The sequence below is a fragment of the Shewanella sp. Pdp11 genome, assembly GCF_002838165.1.
In the GTDB taxonomy this organism is placed as follows: Bacteria; Pseudomonadota; Gammaproteobacteria; order Enterobacterales; family Shewanellaceae; genus Shewanella; species Shewanella hafniensis.
Window position 1 is genome coordinate 3,124,908 of record NZ_CP015194.1, and the last position, 19,293, is coordinate 3,144,200.

General features: G+C 46.7%; 16 protein-coding genes. 5 read left to right on the top strand and 11 right to left on the bottom strand.

The window, feature by feature from the left end; genetic code table 11:
- Positions 1-49: 49 nt before the first annotated feature.
- The 8 genes from AYJ58_RS13890 to aroA all read right to left on the bottom strand — a co-directional run bounded on the left by AYJ58_RS13890 (position 50) and on the right by aroA (position 7,514).
- The gene (locus tag AYJ58_RS13890) at positions 50-871 is read right to left on the bottom strand and encodes an SDR family oxidoreductase (RefSeq protein ID WP_106650570.1); all 822 of its coding nucleotides are present in this window, start codon (positions 869-871) and stop codon (positions 50-52) included.
- 51 nt (positions 872-922) lie between these two features.
- A complete protein-coding gene (gene pyrF / locus AYJ58_RS13895; protein WP_106650571.1) occupies positions 923-1,618 on the bottom strand; it encodes an orotidine-5'-phosphate decarboxylase in 696 nt (231 codons plus the stop codon).
- Positions 1,619-1,663: 45 nt separating this feature from the next.
- Positions 1,664-2,824 carry a lipopolysaccharide assembly protein LapB gene (gene lapB / locus AYJ58_RS13900; protein WP_106650572.1) on the bottom strand — a complete coding sequence of 387 codons (1,161 nt, stop codon included), beginning with the start codon at positions 2,822-2,824 and terminating at the stop codon, positions 1,664-1,666.
- A 1-nt stretch (position 2,825) separates the two neighbouring features.
- Positions 2,826-3,101, bottom strand: a complete 276-nt coding sequence (locus tag AYJ58_RS13905; protein WP_106650573.1) for a LapA family protein — start codon at positions 3,099-3,101, stop codon at positions 2,826-2,828.
- 122 nt (positions 3,102-3,223) lie between these two features.
- Positions 3,224-3,511: an integration host factor subunit beta gene (gene ihfB, locus AYJ58_RS13910; protein ID WP_006081718.1), complete on the bottom strand. Its 288-nt coding sequence runs from the start codon at positions 3,509-3,511 to the stop codon at positions 3,224-3,226.
- Between the two features lie 73 nt (positions 3,512-3,584).
- Positions 3,585-5,252, bottom strand: coding sequence for a 30S ribosomal protein S1 (gene rpsA / locus AYJ58_RS13915; protein WP_006081719.1), 1,668 nt, complete (start codon positions 5,250-5,252; stop codon positions 3,585-3,587).
- A 102-nt stretch (positions 5,253-5,354) separates the two neighbouring features.
- Positions 5,355-6,047 carry a (d)CMP kinase gene (cmk, locus tag AYJ58_RS13920; RefSeq protein ID WP_006081720.1) on the bottom strand — a complete coding sequence of 231 codons (693 nt, stop codon included), beginning with the start codon at positions 6,045-6,047 and terminating at the stop codon, positions 5,355-5,357.
- 186 nt (positions 6,048-6,233) lie between these two features.
- Positions 6,234-7,514: a 3-phosphoshikimate 1-carboxyvinyltransferase gene (aroA, locus tag AYJ58_RS13925; protein WP_106650574.1), complete on the bottom strand. Its 1,281-nt coding sequence runs from the start codon at positions 7,512-7,514 to the stop codon at positions 6,234-6,236.
- Between the two features lie 435 nt (positions 7,515-7,949).
- Here aroA and AYJ58_RS13930 point away from each other — a divergent pair, with 435 nt between their 5' ends.
- The 3 genes from AYJ58_RS13930 (at position 7,950) to AYJ58_RS13940 (ending at position 11,948) form a co-directional block, all read left to right on the top strand.
- Positions 7,950-9,140, top strand: coding sequence for an amino acid aminotransferase (locus AYJ58_RS13930; RefSeq protein WP_106650575.1), 1,191 nt, complete (start codon positions 7,950-7,952; stop codon positions 9,138-9,140).
- Positions 9,141-9,514: 374 nt separating this feature from the next.
- On the top strand, positions 9,515-11,065 hold the full coding sequence (locus AYJ58_RS13935; protein WP_106650576.1) for a YjjI family glycine radical enzyme: 1,551 nt from the start codon (positions 9,515-9,517) through the stop codon (positions 11,063-11,065).
- Positions 11,037-11,948: a YjjW family glycine radical enzyme activase gene (locus AYJ58_RS13940; RefSeq protein WP_198555466.1), complete on the top strand. Its 912-nt coding sequence runs from the start codon at positions 11,037-11,039 to the stop codon at positions 11,946-11,948. The genes AYJ58_RS13935 and AYJ58_RS13940 overlap by 29 nt, the downstream gene beginning before the upstream one ends.
- Here AYJ58_RS13940 and AYJ58_RS13945 read toward each other — a convergent pair.
- The 3 genes from AYJ58_RS13945 to gyrA form a co-directional block, all read right to left on the bottom strand.
- Positions 11,945-12,865 carry a LysR family transcriptional regulator gene (locus tag AYJ58_RS13945; RefSeq protein WP_106650577.1) on the bottom strand — a complete coding sequence of 307 codons (921 nt, stop codon included), beginning with the start codon at positions 12,863-12,865 and terminating at the stop codon, positions 11,945-11,947. The genes AYJ58_RS13940 and AYJ58_RS13945 overlap by 4 nt on opposite strands.
- 386 nt (positions 12,866-13,251) lie before the next feature.
- A complete protein-coding gene (gene serC / locus AYJ58_RS13950) occupies positions 13,252-14,343 on the bottom strand; it encodes a 3-phosphoserine/phosphohydroxythreonine transaminase (protein ID WP_106650578.1) in 1,092 nt (363 codons plus the stop codon).
- Between the two features lie 183 nt (positions 14,344-14,526).
- On the bottom strand, positions 14,527-17,277 hold the full coding sequence (gene gyrA, locus AYJ58_RS13955) for a DNA gyrase subunit A (protein WP_106650579.1): 2,751 nt from the start codon (positions 17,275-17,277) through the stop codon (positions 14,527-14,529).
- Between the two features lie 386 nt (positions 17,278-17,663).
- Here gyrA and ubiG point away from each other — a divergent pair, with 386 nt between their 5' ends.
- Both ubiG and AYJ58_RS13965 read left to right on the top strand, forming a co-directional pair.
- Positions 17,664-18,374, top strand: a complete 711-nt coding sequence (gene ubiG, locus AYJ58_RS13960) for a bifunctional 2-polyprenyl-6-hydroxyphenol methylase/3-demethylubiquinol 3-O-methyltransferase UbiG (protein WP_106650580.1) — start codon at positions 17,664-17,666, stop codon at positions 18,372-18,374.
- Between the two features lies 1 nt (position 18,375).
- Complete coding sequence (locus tag AYJ58_RS13965; RefSeq protein ID WP_106650581.1) at positions 18,376-19,047, top strand: HAD family hydrolase; 672 nt, start codon at positions 18,376-18,378, stop codon at positions 19,045-19,047.
- The last annotated feature ends 246 nt before the right edge of the window (positions 19,048-19,293 follow it).

A 19,293-nucleotide genomic window follows, 5' to 3' on the forward strand; every position in this document is an offset into this window, starting at 1 on the left:
CTATAAAATCAAAGTTCTCGATTTTGAATATCAAACATCTAAAACCAAACTACATTTTCGCGGCCAGTTCGCCAAGCTCTGTCATCGCAATACTGGCGCCGCCAAGTGACCAACCGCCATCAACCGGCAGCACAACTCCCGTAATATAGGACGCCAATTCAGAGCCTAAGAATAACGCAGCATTAGCAATATCCTGACCTGCGCCGTTGCGTTTTAACGGAACAGATTGGGCAACCTTTTGCTGTAATGCGGCGCTGGGTGCAAGGCGATTAAAACCTTCAGTGTTTGCTATAGGGCCTGGCATAATCGAATTAACTCTCAGCCCTTCACAACCCCACTCTAAGGCTAAGGTCCGCGTCAGCATATCCACGCCCGCTTTTGCCGCACACACATGCACTTGCATTTGCATAGCGATCGAAGCCTGCGGCGCCGAAATCTGGATAATATTGCCATTAGGTCGACGCAGCAAAGGATAAGCCTGCTTTAGCACTTGAAAACTGCCGAGCAAATCAATGTCCATCACCGACTTAAAACCATTAGCCGAAAGTTTTGCGGCGCTGGCGGGGAAATTACCTGCCGCGCCGCTAACTAGTACATCGATAAAACCAAACTCAGCAGCGATTTTATCAAAACCGATTTCAAGGGTGCTAAGATCGCGCACATCAAAACTCACCCCTAAATGAATACCGTCAGAATTAACCTGTTGCAGCTGCAATACCGCGGCATCGATTTTATTTTGACTGCGGCTCGCGACTGCGACATTGGCGCCAGCCTGCGCGAACGCAATGGCAATGGCGAGATTTATCCCACTGGTGCCACCGACAACGACAACATTCTTACCTTGATAGTTAAACATCGTAGCATTAAACATGGGCGTTCTCCGTGAACTGTGAGATATGCACTCAGGGTGTGATTAATTATTTTATGCCAATGATTGGTGAATCGCTTGCAATGCCGCTAACGGATCGACGGCTTTGGTGATGGGACGGCCAATCACTAGGTAATCTGAACCCGCTGCTATCGCTTGAGGTGGCGTCATCACCCGGTGTTGATCGCCAGCATCGCTACCAACTGGGCGGATCCCCGGCGTCACGAGCTTGAAATCCTGACCTAACAGCGATTTTAACGCTGTTGCTTCTTGGGCTGAACACACCACGCCATCAAGTCCCGCTTGCTGGGTCAGCTTAGCTAAACGCTGAACATGTTCAAATGCAGGCACATTGATGCCGAGTAATTTAAGATCGTCATCACTCATCGAGGTTAATACCGTCACAGCGATCAGCATAGGCGCATTGTCGCCGTATGGCAGCAAGGCCTTTTTAGCCGCTTCCATCATGGCTAAACCACCACTGGCATGCACGTTTGTCATCCAAACGCCAAGCTCTGCGGCTGCGGCCACAGCTTTAGCGACCGTGTTGGGAATATCGTGAAATTTTAAATCGAGGAATAAATCAAAACCACGATCATGGATATCTTTCACCAATTGCGGGCCAAACAGGGTAAACATTTCTTTGCCGACTTTAAGGCGGCATATGTTGGGATCGAGTTTGTCTATCAGTTGTAAAGCGTGGTTTTTATTATCGTAATCAAGCGCTACGAGGATAGGTTTAGTCGTCATCATCTCTCCAACGGGGTTACACAAACAGTGTTTTCTTCTAATAAATTATTCGCCGTCTAAGCCTCTGATCCGCTTGATACTGCCCCAATTTTTGCAAGAAGGACAATGCCAGTAAAGCGCATGGGAAGGAAAACCACACTCCTTACAACGGTAGCTCGGTCGGAATTTAATTTGTTGCTCAACGAGCTGCTCTAGCATAGTTAAACTCTGCTTGGCTTGCCCTTCTTCTGCTTGACGCAAATGCATTTGCATCAAGTGCTGAAAACCTTTCATCGTCGGATGGCGGTATAGGGCGTCGAGCACCATGGTCTCTGCCGCTTTAATCTCATCCAGACTTATCATGTGCTGCGCTAAGGCAACCACCACAGAAGCACCCGCGCCATCGGCCATGGCCCCTGCGAGTAACTCTTGGAAGCCTTCTTTATCTTGCGTGTCGCGATACACTTGTTTAGCAGTGGGGATTGCATCGGCAAAAAGCTCAATATCGGCTTTTTTCAGTTGCAGCAGCATTTGCTTGCACTGAGTATAATCTTGAATATCGAGGAATTTTTTCGCCAGGGTCAATAAAGCCCGACCGCATTGCGGGTCTTGTTTCAATGCTTGTTGCAGCAGTTTAATCTTCTGCGCATCGTCACTGGCTTCATCGGCTAATTGGCAATAGAAATGCGCCGTTAACGGCTTTAATACTTGCTGGCGTTTACGACTCAAACGCTTAGTGATATCAATGGCTTTTTGCCAATCTTTAATCACTTGATAGATAGCAATGAGCTGTGTTTCAGATTCTTCACTGTGATCGTCTTGGCTTACCAAGTTAATAAAGATTTCTTCAGCTCTGTCGTAAAAACCTGCTGCTAGATAATCTTTACCCAGCTCCATCATAGCTATGTCACGCTGCTCATTGGTCAATGTTGGCCGCGCAATTAAATTTTGATGAATACGAATAGAGCGGTCGACCTCGCCCCGCTTACGGAACAGCGAACCGAGTGACAGATGGGTATCTATGGTTTCATCGTCAACATCTAGCATACTGATAAACAAATCAACGGCTTTATCCGATTCGTTCGACAGTAAGAAATTGAGGCCGGTAAAGTAGTCTCGGCTCAATTGTTTACGTTGATTGCTTTGATTCTGCCTTATGCTCCGTCGCCCCATATACCAACCGTAGGCGGCTGCAATGGGAAGCAACAGAAAGAGTATCTCAAGCATATTAGGCGTCTACATCCTGAGGGGCTTTAGCCATCACTTGGTTTAGTTTCTTTTGCGTTGTCGCTAAGCTCAATTTCAAGCGCACGATATAGTAGCTTGCCACTAACCAGCTCAAGATGAAACCAGCAAAAAACACGACCGCTAGCACAACAGGTAAACGATATTCACCCTGTGCGACAAAATAGCTGATGGTCACCACTTGTTCGTTACGCGCGCCAAAGATTAACGCCAGAATAAATAACAGTGCCACAAGCACAGTTGCTACAAATGATTTCACGCTGCACTCCCTAAACGCGTTTCAATTTAATGATTATCCAAGAAATTTACTGAGCTGACCAGCATTGCCTTGCAATAGATACAAAAAAGCCTCCTAACGGAGGCTTTTGACTATGCGGTCAATCACACATTAACGGCGTCAACACGCTCGCGCAGTTCTTTGCCTGGCTTAAAGTGCGGGACGTATTTACCTTCCAAATCGACTGATGAACCAGTCTTTGGATTACGGCCAGTCCGCGGTGCACGATAGTGAAGCGAGAAACTACCAAAGCCACGGATCTCAATACGATCACCGCTTTCTAATGTTGTTGCCATTTGCTCCAACATTTCTTTGATTGCGCCTTCAACCTCTTTCGCCGACAGCTGCGACTGCCTGGTGGCGAGTTTTTCGATAAGTTCAGATTTCGTCATCCTAGCTATCCCCTATTATCAAGCCAAACACAGTCGCCTAATGGGGAGAGAAGTCTCCCCAAACAACAGGCGATTATTTACGAGCTGCTTTAAACGCTTCAGCCATTGCATTGCTAATAACAGCGTCATCTTGTTTGTTCAGAGTCGCCATTACTTCTTTCTCTTCAGCTTCGTCTTTCGCTTTGATTGACAGGCTGATAGAGCGGTTCTTACGGTCAACACCCATGAACTTAGCTTCGATTGCATCACCTACATTATAGACAGTAGATGCATCTTCGATACGCTCACGTGAAATGTCAGCTACACGGATGTAACCTTCAACAGTGTCAGCCAGTTCAACAGTCACACCTTTAGCATCAACAGCAGAAACAGTACCGTTTACGATAGTACCTTTCTTCTTGTCAGCCAAGTATGCGTTGAATGGATCATCTTCAGTTTGCTTAACACCTAAGCTGATGCGCTCACGCTCTGGATCTACAGACAGAACCACTGCATGGATTTCATCGCCTTTCTTGTATTCAGAAACTGCGTCTTCGCCAGTACCGTTCCAAGAAATGTCAGACAGGTGAACTAGACCATCGATACCGCCGTCAAGACCGATAAAGATACCGAAGTCAGTGATTGACTTGATCTTACCAGAAACCTTGTCGCCTTTGTTGTAACGAGTTGCGAAGTCATCCCATGGATTGGTCTTACATTGTTTCAGACCTAGAGAAATACGACGACGCTCTTCATCGATGTCCAGAACCAGAACTTCAACTTCATCACCTAAGTTAACAACTTTAGATGGGTGAATGTTCTTGTTAGTCCAATCCATTTCAGAAACGTGAACCAGACCTTCAACGCCTTCTTCGATTTCTACGAAGCAACCGTAGTCAGTTAGGTTAGTAACGCGACCAGTTAAACGTGTGTTTTCTGGGTAGCGTTTGCTGATTTCTAACCATGGATCTTCGCCAAGTTGTTTCAGACCTAGAGATACACGAGTGCGCTCACGATCGTACTTCAGTACTTTAACGTTGATTTCATCGCCAACATTGACGATTTCTGATGGATGTTTAACACGTTTCCACGCCATATCTGTGATATGTAGCAGACCGTCAACACCACCTAAATCTACGAATGCACCGTAGTCAGTCAGGTTCTTAACGATACCCTTAACTGCTTGACCTTCTTGCAGGTTTTCTAACAGTGCATCACGCTCAGCGCTGCTTTCTGATTCGATAACTGCACGACGAGAAACAACAACGTTGTTACGCTTCTGGTCTAGCTTGATAACTTTGAATTCTAATTCTTTGTACTCTAAGTGAGCGGTGTCGCGAACTGGGCGCACGTCAACTAGAGAACCTGGTAAGAAGGCACGGATACCGTTTAATTCAACAGTGAAACCGCCTTTAACTTTACCATTGATGATACCGATTACAGTTTCAGCATCTTCATAAGCTTTTTCCAGAACGATCCAAGCTTCATGACGTTTCGCTTTTTCGCGAGACAGTTGAGTCTCACCGAAGCCGTCTTCAACAGAGTCAAGAGCTACGTCAACTTCATCACCAACAGCGATTTCTAAAACACCTTGAGCGTTTTTGAATTGTTCAGCTGGGATTGGGCTTTCAGACTTCAGACCCGCGTCAACCAGTACCATACCGTTTTTGATTGATACAACAGTACCACGAACGATAGAACCTGGACGGAATTCCAGAGTTTGAAGGGATTGTTCAAATAGATCAGCAAAAGATTCAGTCATGTTTAGGTTACTTTCTTTATTAAACCACTGTCCGTCCTAGACGTGGAGTCAGTCAAATTATCCGTATCATCCTTAATACGAATACCTATCCGGTGGGCTAACTTAGTTAGTGTCGGATAATTTTTGGTTGATAAAGTTAAGCGCAAGCGCTAACACTTCATCAATACCCTTTCCGCTTGTATCGATAATGAGCGCGTCCTCGGCGGGGACTAAAGGAGCCACCGGACGATTCATATCGCGGTCATCACGTTCGATAATTTCACTTAAAAGGCGCTCGATATTAACATCGAAGCCCTTGTCCTGCAACTGATTATAGCGTCTTTGGGCACGCTCTTCAGCTGAGGCGGTTAAATATAATTTTGCCGGCGCACTTGGGAAAACCACAGTTCCCATGTCGCGACCATCGGCAATTAATCCTGGCGCCGTTTTAAAGGCCCGTTGACGACGTAATAAGGCTTCTCTCACCCGTGGAAATGCAGCGACTTTTGAAGCGGCATTCGAGCACTCTTGAGTGCGAATGTCGGTGGTGACGTCTTCACCTTCCAATATCACTTGAACCGGATCGGTATCATTGCCTGTTAAAAACTTCACATCGAGATGTGCCGCTAACAGCGTGATCGATTCTTCATTTTCCAGTTCAACGTTATGATGAATTGCTGCGAGCGCGAGAACTCGGTAAATAGCACCACTATCAAGTAGTTGCCAACCTAGATGCTGAGCCAATAATTGACTAATTGTACCTTTGCCAGCACCACTTGGGCCGTCGATTGTGACTACAGGAGCCCGTTCAGACATACATTCCTCCGCAAAAAATAACCATCATCCGTGAGTTCATCAAGTGAGCCCCCGAAAATGAGCGCGCAGCATTGTACAACAAAAGACAAACAAAATCCGTGGATTTTTTATGAAGATTAGCAGCCGCGTAAATACGGCTGACTATTCTTGACATCGCTTGTTGTCACAATGACGAATCAGATTGGCTTAGCCTTGCAGACTCGCAAACTGCTTAAAGTAGTCGGGGAATGTTTTAGAAGTGCAATCAGGATCATTGATGGTAATACCGCAATCGGCAAATGCCAGCATCGAAAAGCACATAGCCATGCGATGATCATTGTAGGTATCAATTTCGGCGGTGTTAATCACTGCAGGCGGGGTGATTTTAATATAATCGTTACCCTCTTCAACATCGGCGCCGACTTTTCGTAATTCCGTCGCCATGGCCGCTAAGCGGTCGGTCTCTTTAATACGCCAGTTATAGATATTGCGAATAACCGTCGTGCCTTTAGCAAATAACGCGGCCGTTGCAATGGTCATGGCCGCATCGGGAATGTGGTTCATGTCTAAATCAACCGCCGTTAACTGAGAGCCACGGGCAATAATATAGTCATCGCCCCACTCGATATCAGCGCCCATTTTTTCGAGCACATCGGCAAATTTCACATCGCCTTGAATACTTAAACGGCCCACACCGGTGACTTTGACTTCGCCGCCCTTTATCGCCCCTGCGGCGAGGAAATACGATGCCGATGACGCATCACCTTCGACCAATACTTTACCCGGAGACATATAACGCTGGCCGGCAACAATCTCAAAACGGGCATAGTCATGGTTAATGACTTTAACGCCGAACTGCGCCATCAAGGCGATGGTGATGTCGATATAGGGTTTAGAGACTAACTCGCCTTTGACATGGATATTCACGCTACCCTTGGCAAGCGGCGCCACCATCAATAAGGCGGTTAAAAATTGGCTTGATAAGTCACCCGCAATCTCAACATCGCCGCCATTAAGACCGGTGGCATTAATCGTCAGCGGAGGGAAACCGTCATTTTTAAGATAAACGACATTGGCACCGAGTTGCCTTAAGGCATCGACTAAGTCACCAATCGGGCGCTCTTCCATGCGTGGCTCGCCCGTGAGGGTAAATTCACCTTGGCCTAAGGTTAAGGCGGCGCACAAGGGGCGCATTGCTGTGCCTGCATTGCCTAAAAACAATTCCTGCGCGGATACTGAGGAAATCACACCGCCTAAGCCATCAAGTTCACACACAGTATTATTTTGCGATAAACGGTAGTTCACCCCTAACTGCTTGAGGGAAGCCAACATGTGACGAATATCATCTGAGTCGAGCAGATTGGTGAGCGTGGTCGTGCCTTGAGCTAAGGTCGCCAACAATAAGGCACGATTTGAAATACTTTTTGAGCCCGGAATATTGATCTCACCGCGGACTTGCACAACAGGTTCAAGACGTAATTGCTTCATGAATAAATCTTCTTTCTCTATAGGGCGTCATCATCACGATCACGCGGACTGAATACGCAAAATGGCAACTTCACGCTACATAGCGTCAAGTTAAGATTACAAATAAAAGGAGATTGGGGCCTTGTTGGTGCTTCGTCGTTATAAAATTACCGATTGTCGCTAAGGATTCAACCGTTTTTTCAAGAAAAATGGCTTTTTGGTCGGATTATTTACTGAGAAGAGTGTAAAAATAACAAAAACGCAAAATTTAAGCGGTTAATTTATGATTTGGCCGTATTTTTGGCAGGCTTTTTTGCCAAGTTAACTGGCGTGTTATCACAGTTTTCACTTTAAATACGTTACCTTTCCGCGCTATTCTAAGCTCCAAACGATAAATAACGCATATCTGATACAAACAATCACGTTTGCACTATAACCAGAAAGGTAGATGGAGCTATGTTTAACTCACTCATCGCAATGCCAGCAGATCCCATCCTTGGCTTGTTGACTCAGTACCGCGAAGACACCCACCCACAAAAAGTGGATTTAGGTGTGGGCGTTTATAAAGACCCTACCGGCGTGACCCCGATCCTCAGCTGCGTGAAAAAAGCCGAGAAATTCCGTCTCGATACCGAAACCACCAAAGTGTATATCGGCCCAACAGGCTCGCCACAATTCAACACCTTAATGACAGAATTAGCCTTTGGTGCTGACCACAGTGCCATTATCGCTAACCGTATCCGCACTGTTTCAACACCCGGTGGTACAGGCGCGCTGCGCGTGGCGGGTGACTTTATCAAACGCTGCAACCCGAATGCGGTGTTATGGGTAAGCGACCCAACGTGGGCAAACCATGTCGGTTTATTCGAAGCGGCTGGCATTACCGTTAAAACCTATCCGTATTATGACTACGATAGCAAGTCATTGAAATTTGATGAGATGCTTGCTGCACTATCGCAAGTCAGCCCAGATGATGTGGTGTTGTTCCACGCCTGTTGCCATAACCCGAGCGGAATGGATTTAACTACAGAACAATGGGATAAAGTGGTTGCCCTGACAAAAGAGCAAGGCTTTACGCCACTGATTGACATGGCCTACCAAGGTTTTGGTGATGGCGTTGATATCGATGCCTATGGCGTGCGTCAAATGGCGGCAGCGGTCGATAATATGATCCTCTGCAGCTCATGCTCGAAAAATTTCGGTCTGTACCGCGAGCGTATCGGTTCCTGCTCTGTGATTGCCAAAGATGCCCATACTGCCAATGTCGCGCAATCTGTGTTGCTTTATGTGGTTCGCTGCCTCTACTCTATGCCGCCTGCCCACGGCGCCGCGATTGTTGAGACAATTTTAGGATCGGCGGAGTTAAAACAAGAATGGCTTGATGAGCTGAAAGTAATGCGCGATCGCATCAATGGTAACCGTGCCATTTTAGTCGATAAACTAAAAGCCAATGGCGTAGACCGTGACTTTAGCTTTATCGCCCGCCAAAAAGGCATGTTCTCCTTCCTCGGGGTGGATCCAGAGCAAGTGGCGCGCCTACAAAAAGAATTCAGTATTTATATGGTCGGTTCGAGCCGCATCAGTATTGCTGGGATCAGTGAAGATAACGTCGATTACTTAGCCCAATCGATCGCCAAAGTGCTCTAAGCACGGCTGAATTTATCTGCACCGCTCACTCTGCTGTACTCCCACAATAAAGGAATACAGCAGAGTTCATTTACCGCCTCAAGTGTTAAATTATTCAATCGTCGCACCCGATAAGTTTTGACCTTTTATTCTCTTCGTTTTATCCCCAAATATGGCAAGCTGCGCCACGTCTCACTGTTTCAAGCATTTATTTTCAATCGTAAAACCACATTCTAATGATTTTGACATCGTGGCGTTATCGCAAGAAACCACAAATTGTGACCTCGGTCGGTGGATTTCCATTTCATCAATCAGTGCTGCGGCTATTTTCACTTTTTAAAGCCAGAGTCGCCCAGTAGATTAATGGTCATCATAGAACCTGTGGATATTACGCCATGTTATTACAAGATAAATTAGTGCAAATCGTCACCAACCCGCAGCTTTCACCTAAGCAAAAATCCAACTACTTAGCGTTAGAGGCTGAGGCGAGCTTGCCCTACATGCCGATATCGACTGAGGTAAAAGCGGCGATGAATGATGGTATTATTTGCGACATGTTTGAAGGCCATGCGCCATTTAAACCACGCTATGTGTTGCCAGATTATGCCCGCTATCTAAAGCAAGGTTCAGAATATTTAGAGCTTTCACCGGCGCAGGATTTAGATGAAGCCATCAATGCCTTGACCATCCTTTATCATCATGTGCCATCGGTGACCAATATCCCCGTGTATTTAGGTCAGCTAGATGAAATATTAATGCCTTTCATCGAAGGAATGGATGCGGAAGTCCTTTATCGTAAACTTAAACTGTTCTGGGTCATGCTCGACAGAACCCTGCCTGATGCCTTTATGCACGTCAATATTGGCCCGACTGACAACATTGTTTGTCGCACCCTACTGCGCATTGATGCCGAATTAAAACAAGTTGCCCCCAATTTGACCTTTATGTACGACTCCGCCGTCACGCCGGATGATTTGTTGCTGCTTGCGACCACCAATATTTGTCACTGCAGTAAGCCGCATATCGCCAATTATCCTCTGCATGCCAGTGCGTTTGATGAGCGCGGCTTTGGGATTGTCAGTTGCTACAATGCCTTGCCGTTAGCGGGCGGCGCCAATACCTTGGTTCGGCTCAATCTTAAAGAAGTTGCGTTAAAGGCAAATTCTATAAACGATTTTTTTGATACTGTCTTGCCAAATTACTGCTCACTCACCTTCGAACTCATTGACGCGCGTTCGGCATTTTTACATCACGAATCGCACTTCTTTGATAGCTTTTTAGTTAAAGAACAATTGATTGATGAATCGCGCTTTGCGCCCATGTTTGGCATTTACGGCATGGCAGAAGCGGTAAATATTCTGCAAACATTAACAGCCAGTGGAGAAGTGACGCCAGCAATACACGCGAGATATGGCCACGAAATGGATGCAAATCAGCTGGGCTATCGTATTTCTGCTGCGCAAGATGCCATAGTGAAATCCACACCCGTTGCGCATGGCTTCCATGGACGAGCGCTGCTGCATTCACAGGGCGGTATTAGTCTCGATAAAAATGTGACACCTGGCGTTCGCATCCCCTATGGCACAGAACCCAATCCCATCGCCCATATTCAAGCCCTAGCACAACATCATCAATATTATACGGCGGGAATTAGCGATATTTTGACTATCGATGAAACCGTAAAATCCAATCCTCAAGCCATGTTGCAACTGTGTAAAGCCGCGCTTGAGTTAGGTTTTAGGGAGTTTACCGCCAATGTCGCCTCTAACGATTTAATGCGCGTGACTGGCTATATGGTAAAACGCTCAGATATTGAAGCGTTTAAACAGTGCGGCTCGCGTCTCAATACCACAGGCTTAGCCGCAGAAGCTGCGGTCAATACGGGAATATTGCAACGCCAAGCACGCGTTATTGCCCATGAGCATTCCCCCAGTGTCGTTAAATAAGCCAGCCATAAATAAACAGGCAATAGTCACTCAGCTGTTGCCCTTTTCTTGCGTCGACGGGCCTGGCAGCAGGCTAGTGTTATTCCTGCAGGGCTGCAACTATCAATGCAAAAACTGCCATAACCCACATACCATAGGTTTATGCGATGCCTGTGGCGATTGTGTCGCCACCTGCCCTGACAAGGCACTGACCTTGATAAACCTCAATAACAAGCCTCGCATTCGCTGGGATAATGAGCGTTGTAGCCAATGTGATACTTGTCTTGCCGTGTGCCCGAAACAAGCGAGCCCTAAGGTCAGTCGTTACACCGTTGAGGAGATACTGACGATTCTCCATAGTCAGCGTCACTTTATTAATGGTATTACCGTGAGTGGCGGCGAAGCGAGTCTGCAACTGCCATTTATTATTGCGCTGTTTCAAGCTATTAAGGCCTCAAAGCCGTTATCACACTTAACGTGCATGCTCGACACCAATGGCAGTTTGAGTCTAACCGGTTGGCATAAACTACTGCCGTTTTTAGATGGCGCTATGGTGGATCTTAAAGCATGGCAGCAAGATACCCATAGGTATATTACCGGGCGAGATAACCATGCGGTATTCAAATCCATTCAGCTATTGGCGCAGCAGCAAAAACTGTATGAGGTGAGATTGCTGCACATTCCGAGCATCACGGATTACGAGGACGAAATAGACGCACTAGCGACCTATTTACTTCTGCTAGGCCCAGATACGCGAGTTAAGTTAAATGCCTTTCACCATCATGGTGTTGTCGATGAAGCACTCAATTGGCCAAGCTGTAAACAAGCCGATATTGAACGCTTAGCCGCAACGCTTGCAAAGCGAGGCGTAACCAATCTCGTGTTACCGTCCATCTACCTTTAACGACTGCAAAGCAAAATTTGCTCATAAAGCCAGCGCAGTGCGGGATCTTTCATGCTTTGTTTATGCCAAACGAGGCTGTAAGCCACTTTGCCATATTCTATGGGTAAAGATTTAATCGTTAAGCCTTTGGCTTGGCTAGCGATGGATGCCCAGCGGCGCGAGCAGGTAAAGAGCAACTCACTGTGATGACACATTAACGCCGCACTGCCAAAGTCTGGGACCGAAATAGGAACGGCGCGTTTTTTAGATTGTTGGGCGAGCAAAATATCAAAATATGGCGTGCTCAGATCTGTGTCCGTAATGCCAATATGGCTAAAACGTAGGTAATCATCAAAGCTGATGTGTCGCTGCTTTGCCAAGGGATGGGATGAATTCATCAGGCAGACCATTTCATCGCTGAATAAGGTTTCCCACACCAGATCGTCTTGAAGAGGATTAGGTTGACTCAGATCATGGGGTAACAACACAAAATCTAACGAGCCTTTGATGAGTCCATCAAAACCAATATTGTCTTTGCTATAAATATCGAGATGAATATTAGGAGCCAAACTCAAAATATGGGCGCTGAGTTTAGCGGCCAGTAGCTCAAAGGTACTTTCGCGCATCGCAAGCGAGAAACGCCCCTCAAAATGGGCAGGATTAAACGCATCCTGACTCATGATCTGATTCATATCATTGATCATCTGCTGCACGCTTGGGCCTAATCGTCTTGCCAATGGCGTTGCTACCAGTGAGTTGCCGTTACGATAGAACAGTTCATCGTTTAAACTGTCCCTAAGCTGGCTTAAGGTTTTACTGACGGATGAGGGGCTAAGGCATAAACGTTCGGCGCTGGCGGTCACGCTCAGGGTATCGAGCATCACATGCAAAGTGATCAAGTGCTTCATACTAATGCGCGAAAGCTTGGCCAAATCCATCTATGTCATCCTATTGATTAATCTTCTATGCATACCCAAATGCGTACTTTTAAGTATGATAAACAATCACATGCAACTGTCCCTATAAATTGCTGAGAATATTCTCCAGTAATGCGCGTCAGCTCACAGGCTTGCTCACCGCCCTCTCTAATCCAAGGCATCTTTAATCCAAGTTAACTTTAATATAAGACTCTTCCCAAGGTCATCTTGCTTAACGCCATTGTCGATAAATTACAGCCAACAAAAAAGCGAATGCATTTGAGCATTCGCTTTTGGGATGGCTAACTTGGGATAGCTAACTGCTGATAAACATTCAATCAGCAAAACCTGTATGTGTAAGCTGCGAAGCCTAAGCGCCGCAAGCGAGTAACGCAATACTGCTAATGTTAGCTGTGTTTAGCCGCAAATTCGTTCATAAACTTGACTAAGGCTATCACACCATCGAGTGGCATCGCATTGTAAAGGCTCGCACGCATGCCACCGACAATACGATGACCTTTAAGTGCCACGAGTCCGGCAATTTGTGCTTGCTTTAAGAACTCACTATCGAGCGCTTCGTTGACTAATTGGAAAGTCACGTTCATTTGTGAGCGGTTCGCTGCAACAACACCATTACGGTAGAAAGCATTACCATCAATGCATTGATACAACATCTGCGCTTTTTGTTGATTAATTTTCGCAATACTCGCAATACCGCCAGTCGATTTCAGCCAAGCAAAGACTTCAGCGGCGAGGTACCAAGCAAAGGTTGGTGGCGTGTTGAACATTGAATCATGTTCGACGGCTAGGCGGTAGTCCATAATGGACGACTGCGGTAAACTCGGCAGTGTTAACATGTCATCGCGTACTATCACTATCGACAGACCCGATGGACCTATGTTCTTTTGCGCACCGGCGTAAATCAAGCCGTAGCGGCTAACGTCAATCTCACGGGACATGATTGTTGATGATAAATCGGCAACAATCGGCCATGGTGAGTCTAATTCATCAAAAATTTCAATACCATCCACTGTCTCGTTAGGACAGTAATGAACATAGCGATAATCGGCATCGATTTTATGCAAGTCAGGTAAGACAACCGCATTGAGTCCATTGTGTTTTTCAACAATATTCAGACTATCAATCTGTGCTTCACCCGCCAGTTTCTGCGCTTCTGCTAACGCGACAGATGACCATTGGCCACTGACTAAATACAGGGCTTTTCCCTGATCACCGAGAAAATTATTCACGACAGCAGAGAACTGCCCACGACCACCACCGTGCATAAATAGCACATGGTAATTTGCAGGGATCTGCATCAGTTCACGTAAATCGGACTCGGCTTGCTCGGTCAGCGCGATGAACTCTTTACTTCGGTGGCTGATTTCCATCACGGAAACGCCTTGGCCATTCCAATCAAGTAATTCCTGTTGTGCTTTTTTCATTACCGCTGCGGGTAACATTGCAGGTCCAGCACAGAAATTATAAATCGCGCTCACTGACACTCTCCTTAATCCCAACCATGATGTAGGTATTGATAAAACGACACTATTTTAAAATGGCACTATTTTCAAATGAACAATGTTTAAAACGAACAATGTTTAAAACGAACAATGCAACCAACTAGCAACGCCATTAAAAAAACGAGCGTCCAATTGGACGCTCGCTAATATGACACTTAATTACTCTTCGTCTTGCTCATCATCAGCAAGCTCGTCTTCATCTTCGTCCAACTCTTCTTCGTCATCCAGCGCTTCATCAAGCGCCTCGTCGGCTAATTCGCCTTCGACAATGACAGGAACAATCGGTAAACCGTTTTCATCCAGCTCGACTTCATCTTCATCAGTTTGGATTTCGTCGATACGTTGCAGGCCAACCACTTTCTCGTCGCCCGCGGTGCGGATAATCGTCACACCTTGGGTGTTACGGCCAATGATAGACACGCCGCCCGCTGGTGTACGCACTAAGGTGCCTTTATCACTGATGAGCATCAGTTCGTCGTTAAGACCCACTTGCACTGCGCCAACAACTGCGCCGTTACGCTCGCTCACCTTGATTGAAACCACACCTTTAGTCGCACGGCTCTTCGCAGGGTATTCAGACAGTTGCGTCCGTTTACCGTAACCGTTTTCAGTTACAGTGAGAATCGCGCCATCACCTTTAGGTACGATAAGCGACACGACTTTTTGACCTTCTTCTAAACGGATACCACGAACGCCCGTTGCAGTACGGCCCATAGGACGTAAGGACAAGACTTCTTCACCAGTTTCTGGATCGAGTTTCACTTCGCCTGTTTCAGAATCACGGACTTTCTCACCAAAGCGAACCACTTTACCTTCGTTCGAGAACAACATGATTTCGTCATCACCGTTTGTTATATCGACACCGATCAGTTGGTCACCGTCTTTGAGGTTAACGGCGATAATGCCGTTAGCACGTGGGTTGCTATAAGCAGTCAGAGCGGTTTTCTTCACAGTACCGTGTGAAGTCGCCATGATGATGTATTTATCAGCGGCGTATTCACGTACTGGCAGAATCGCCGTAATGCGTTCACCTTCAGCCAAAGGTAGCAAGTTAACAATTGGACGACCACGTGCCGTACGGCTCGCTAATGGCAATTGATACACTTTAAGCCAGTACATTTTACCAAAGTCAGAGAAGCACAAAATGGTGTCATGAGTATTGGCAACTAACAGTTTTTCAACGAAATCTTCGTCTTTTACTTTAGTTGCCGCTTTTCCTTTACCACCACGGCGCTGGGCTTGGTAATCGGTTAACGGTTGATACTTGGCATAACCTAAATGCGACAGTGTGACCACAACGTCTTCTTCGTTGATAAGATCTTCAAGACTCATATCAACTTCGTTAGCATTGATCACAGTACGGCGTGCATCACCGTATTCTTCAAGAATGAGTTCTAACTCTTCCTTGATGACTTCCATCAAACGCTCAGGGCTACGCAGAATAAACAGTAGCCCCGCAATAAATTCGAGCAGTTCTTCGTATTCGGCGATGATCTTATCGTGTTCAAGACCGGTTAAACGGTGTAAACGCAGTTCCAGAATCGCCTGAGCTTGTTGCTCAGTCAGGAAATATTGACCGTCACGAATACCGTATTGAGGCTCTAACCACTCAGGACGCGCAGCGTCATCGCCCGCTTTTTCTAGCATGCCTTGAACGTGGCCTAATTCCCAACCTTGCTCAACCAATTTAACTTTGGCATCCGCAGGCGTTGGCGAGGCTTTGATCAGTGCAATAATCGGGTCGATGTTAGCCAGTGCAACCGCCAGCGCTTCCAGAATATGGGCACGCTCACGGGCTTTACGCAATTCGAATACAGTACGACGCGTTACGACTTCACGGCGATGCAGAATAAAGCATTCGAGCATTTCTTTAAGATTAAACAGTTTAGGCTGACCATTGGTCAGGGCCACCATGTTAATCCCGAAAGAACACTGCATTTGCGTTTGAGCATACAGGTTGTTTAATACCACCTCGCCCACTTCACCGCGCTTAATTTCGATAACGATACGCATACCGTCTTTATCAGACTCGTCACGTAGACCGCTGATCCCTTCAAGCTTTTTATCTTTAACCAGCTCGGCAATCTTTTCGATTAAACGGGCTTTGTTCACTTGATACGGGATTTCAGTCACGATAATGCGCTCACGGCCATTATCTTCGGTTTCCACATCCGCCAGTGCACGCATGATCGCGCGGCCACGGCCGGTTTTATAGGCATCAATAATGCCTTTACGGCCATTGATAATTGCCGCAGTTGGGAAATCCGGACCTGGAATGTATTCCATCAACTGTTCAATTGACAGTGAAGGTTCTTCAATCAGTGCCAAACAGCCTTTCACGACTTCCGTTAGGTTGTGTGGTGGGATGTTGGTCGCCATACCGACCGCAATACCCGATGAACCGTTAATTAATAGGTTAGGTACGCGTGTAGGTAATACAGCTGGAATGAGTTCTGTGCCGTCGTAGTTAGGGACGAAATCCACTGTCTCTTTTTCAAGATCGGCCAGTAATTGATGCGCTAACTTATCCATACGGATTTCGGTATAACGCATTGCCGCCGCAGAGTCACCGTCGACCGAACCGAAGTTACCTTGGCCGTCGACTAAGGTGTAACGCAGTGAGAATGGCTGGGCCATACGGACGATAGTGTCATAAACAGCAGAGTCACCATGAGGGTGATATTTACCGATGACGTCACCGACCACACGGGCAGATTTTTTGTAAGGCTTGTTCCAATCGTTCTTCAATTCACTCATGGCAAACAGAACGCGGCGATGAACCGGCTTTAAGCCGTCGCGCACGTCTGGTAATGCACGTCCCACGATAACGCTCATGGCGTAATCAAGGTACGAATTCTTTAGTTCGTCTTCGATATTAATTGGCGAAATAGATGATGCCAGATCAGTCATAAACTGCTCGTTCCCCTGAAAAATAGCCGACAACGTATAATCCGTATCATTGCCTAGCCCAAAAACGTGATTTGGCATTCTAACACAGTTATTTAATGTCGCCAGACCTATCATTATCGAATTGAGAGTCTGGTGGCTTAATAGATGAAAACACTGTCAATTTGGTCGTTTGAGCGATAAACCAGCGTTGAAATTCGTGGCTTAGGATGAGAAAAAATCGTCAAAGGGATGAAGTAAAAGATAGATACAGAGCACAACAATTAACATAAAGCCAGAAAACTGCTGAAAATTCACTCAACCACAAGGGCTTAGCTTAGTCGAACACTTTGTTTATCAAACATAGTCGTTATAATGGCCGCACAATAACGCTACTTCAGGTATATAGCATGCATCAGAATACCAATGTGGACCCACAGGAAATCGCAAAGTTTGAACGTATGGCCGAAACGTGGTGGGATCTCAACGGCGAATTTAAGCCGCTGCATCTATTAAACCCGCTGCGCTTAAACTATATCGACCAAACCGCAGGCGGCATTTTCGGCAAGAAAGTGCTCGATGTTGGTTGCGGCGGCGGGATTTTATCTGAAAGCATGGCCCGCATCGGCGCCGAGGTTGATGGTCTCGACATGGGTGATGAGCCCCTCGAAGTCGCCCGCCTTCACGCCCTCGAAACCGGCGTAAGCATAAATTATGTAAAAAATACCGCCGAGGCCCACAGCCAAGATCATCAAGCTTACTACGATGTGGTGACCTGCATGGAAATGCTGGAGCATGTGCCCGATCCACAATCTGTGATCAAAGCTTGCTGTGACATGGTCAAACCCGGTGGCTTTGTGTTTTTCTCCACCATCAACCGCAACATTAAATCCTACGTTCACACGATTCTCGGCGCAGAATATTTACTGAAGATGCTGCCAGTTGGTACCCACGAGCATAAAAAATTCATTAAGCCTTCTGAGCTGATTGAGCTTGTGGACAATACTGATCTTATCTGTACCGATGCATTAGGCATCAGCTACAACCCGTTGACGGGCATTTTTAAATACACGCCTAAGGTTGATGTAAATTACATGATCGCAACGCGTAAGGTTGATTGATATGAGTCTGGCACAGATCCAAGGCGTACTGTTCGATCTCGACGGCACTTTAGCCGATACCGCGCCGGATCTGGTGCAAGCCCTCAATTTAAGTCTTCAAGACGTCGGCATCGCCGCGCAGCCATTAGCGGCCATGCGCTACGCCGCATCCCACGGCAGTTTTGCCTTAGTTGATGCGGCAATACCCAATGCAGCGGATGATCTTCGCACTCAAGTTCAGCAAGGTTTGCTCGCCCACTATCAGCGCATTAATGGCGATCACTGTGCACTATTCACTGGTATTGCGGCATTACTCGACTGGCTCGAGTTAATGCAGCTGCCATTTGGGGTGATCACCAACAAGCCAGCGCGCTTTACCCGTCCCTTATTGCGAAAACTGAATTTACACTTGCGTATGCCAGTGATTATCAGTGGTGATTCGACCAAACACCCAAAACCCCACACAGCACCTATGCTGTTAGGCGCACAGCAACTGAGCTGCGCTCCAGAGCACATTTTGTATCTTGGGGATGCTGAGCGGGATTTGTTAGCCGCGAAGGCAGCGGGCATGTTAGGCGGCGTTGCCCTATGGGGTTATCTGGGGGTCAACGACAAACCATCGCAGTGGCCTGCCCACGCGCACTTTGCCAGCCCTACTGAGTTACATCAGGCATTAGCCGACGCATTCGCCTGAAAACTCGCCCATAAAACGGTTAACAAACTTCACTTTTGCACTCGAAGATAAACCTTTTACTAAAGTGACTATGCAGACGCACATATGTGTGTTTGCCTGATTTTTACATGCGAATAAAATCAGGCAGCGAAAGGTCGGCGGATAAAAGATCGGCACTTGTGCGCGATCGCGATCTAAAGAAAAGATCGCCTAAAAATCCCCCATGAGTGCGACACGCTAACCTGAAATTGAGCTTCAAGGTTAGTC

What these genes read in the sequence shown, in the direction of transcription:
- AYJ58_RS13890 (WP_106650570.1), bottom strand. Translation starts at nt 871, where the DNA reads ATGTTTAATGCTACGATGTTTAACTATCAAGGTAAGAATGTTGTCGTT.
- pyrF (WP_106650571.1), bottom strand. Translation starts at nt 1,618, where the DNA reads ATGACGACTAAACCTATCCTCGTAGCGCTTGATTACGATAATAAAAAC.
- lapB (WP_106650572.1), bottom strand. Translation starts at nt 2,824, where the DNA reads ATGCTTGAGATACTCTTTCTGTTGCTTCCCATTGCAGCCGCCTACGGT.
- ihfB (WP_006081718.1), bottom strand. Translation starts at nt 3,511, where the DNA reads ATGACGAAATCTGAACTTATCGAAAAACTCGCCACCAGGCAGTCGCAG.
- rpsA (WP_006081719.1), bottom strand. Translation starts at nt 5,252, where the DNA reads ATGACTGAATCTTTTGCTGATCTATTTGAACAATCCCTTCAAACTCTG.
- cmk (WP_006081720.1), bottom strand. Translation starts at nt 6,047, where the DNA reads ATGTCTGAACGGGCTCCTGTAGTCACAATCGACGGCCCAAGTGGTGCT.
- aroA (WP_106650574.1), bottom strand. Translation starts at nt 7,514, where the DNA reads ATGAAGCAATTACGTCTTGAACCTGTTGTGCAAGTCCGCGGTGAGATC.
- AYJ58_RS13930 (WP_106650575.1), top strand. Translation starts at nt 7,950, where the DNA reads ATGTTTAACTCACTCATCGCAATGCCAGCAGATCCCATCCTTGGCTTG.
- AYJ58_RS13935 (WP_106650576.1), top strand. Translation starts at nt 9,515, where the DNA reads ATGTTATTACAAGATAAATTAGTGCAAATCGTCACCAACCCGCAGCTT.
- AYJ58_RS13940 (WP_198555466.1), top strand. Translation starts at nt 11,037, where the DNA reads ATGAGCATTCCCCCAGTGTCGTTAAATAAGCCAGCCATAAATAAACAG.
- AYJ58_RS13945 (WP_106650577.1), bottom strand. Translation starts at nt 12,865, where the DNA reads ATGGATTTGGCCAAGCTTTCGCGCATTAGTATGAAGCACTTGATCACT.
- gyrA (WP_106650579.1), bottom strand. Translation starts at nt 17,277, where the DNA reads ATGACTGATCTGGCATCATCTATTTCGCCAATTAATATCGAAGACGAA.
- ubiG (WP_106650580.1), top strand. Translation starts at nt 17,664, where the DNA reads ATGCATCAGAATACCAATGTGGACCCACAGGAAATCGCAAAGTTTGAA.
- AYJ58_RS13965 (WP_106650581.1), top strand. Translation starts at nt 18,376, where the DNA reads ATGAGTCTGGCACAGATCCAAGGCGTACTGTTCGATCTCGACGGCACT.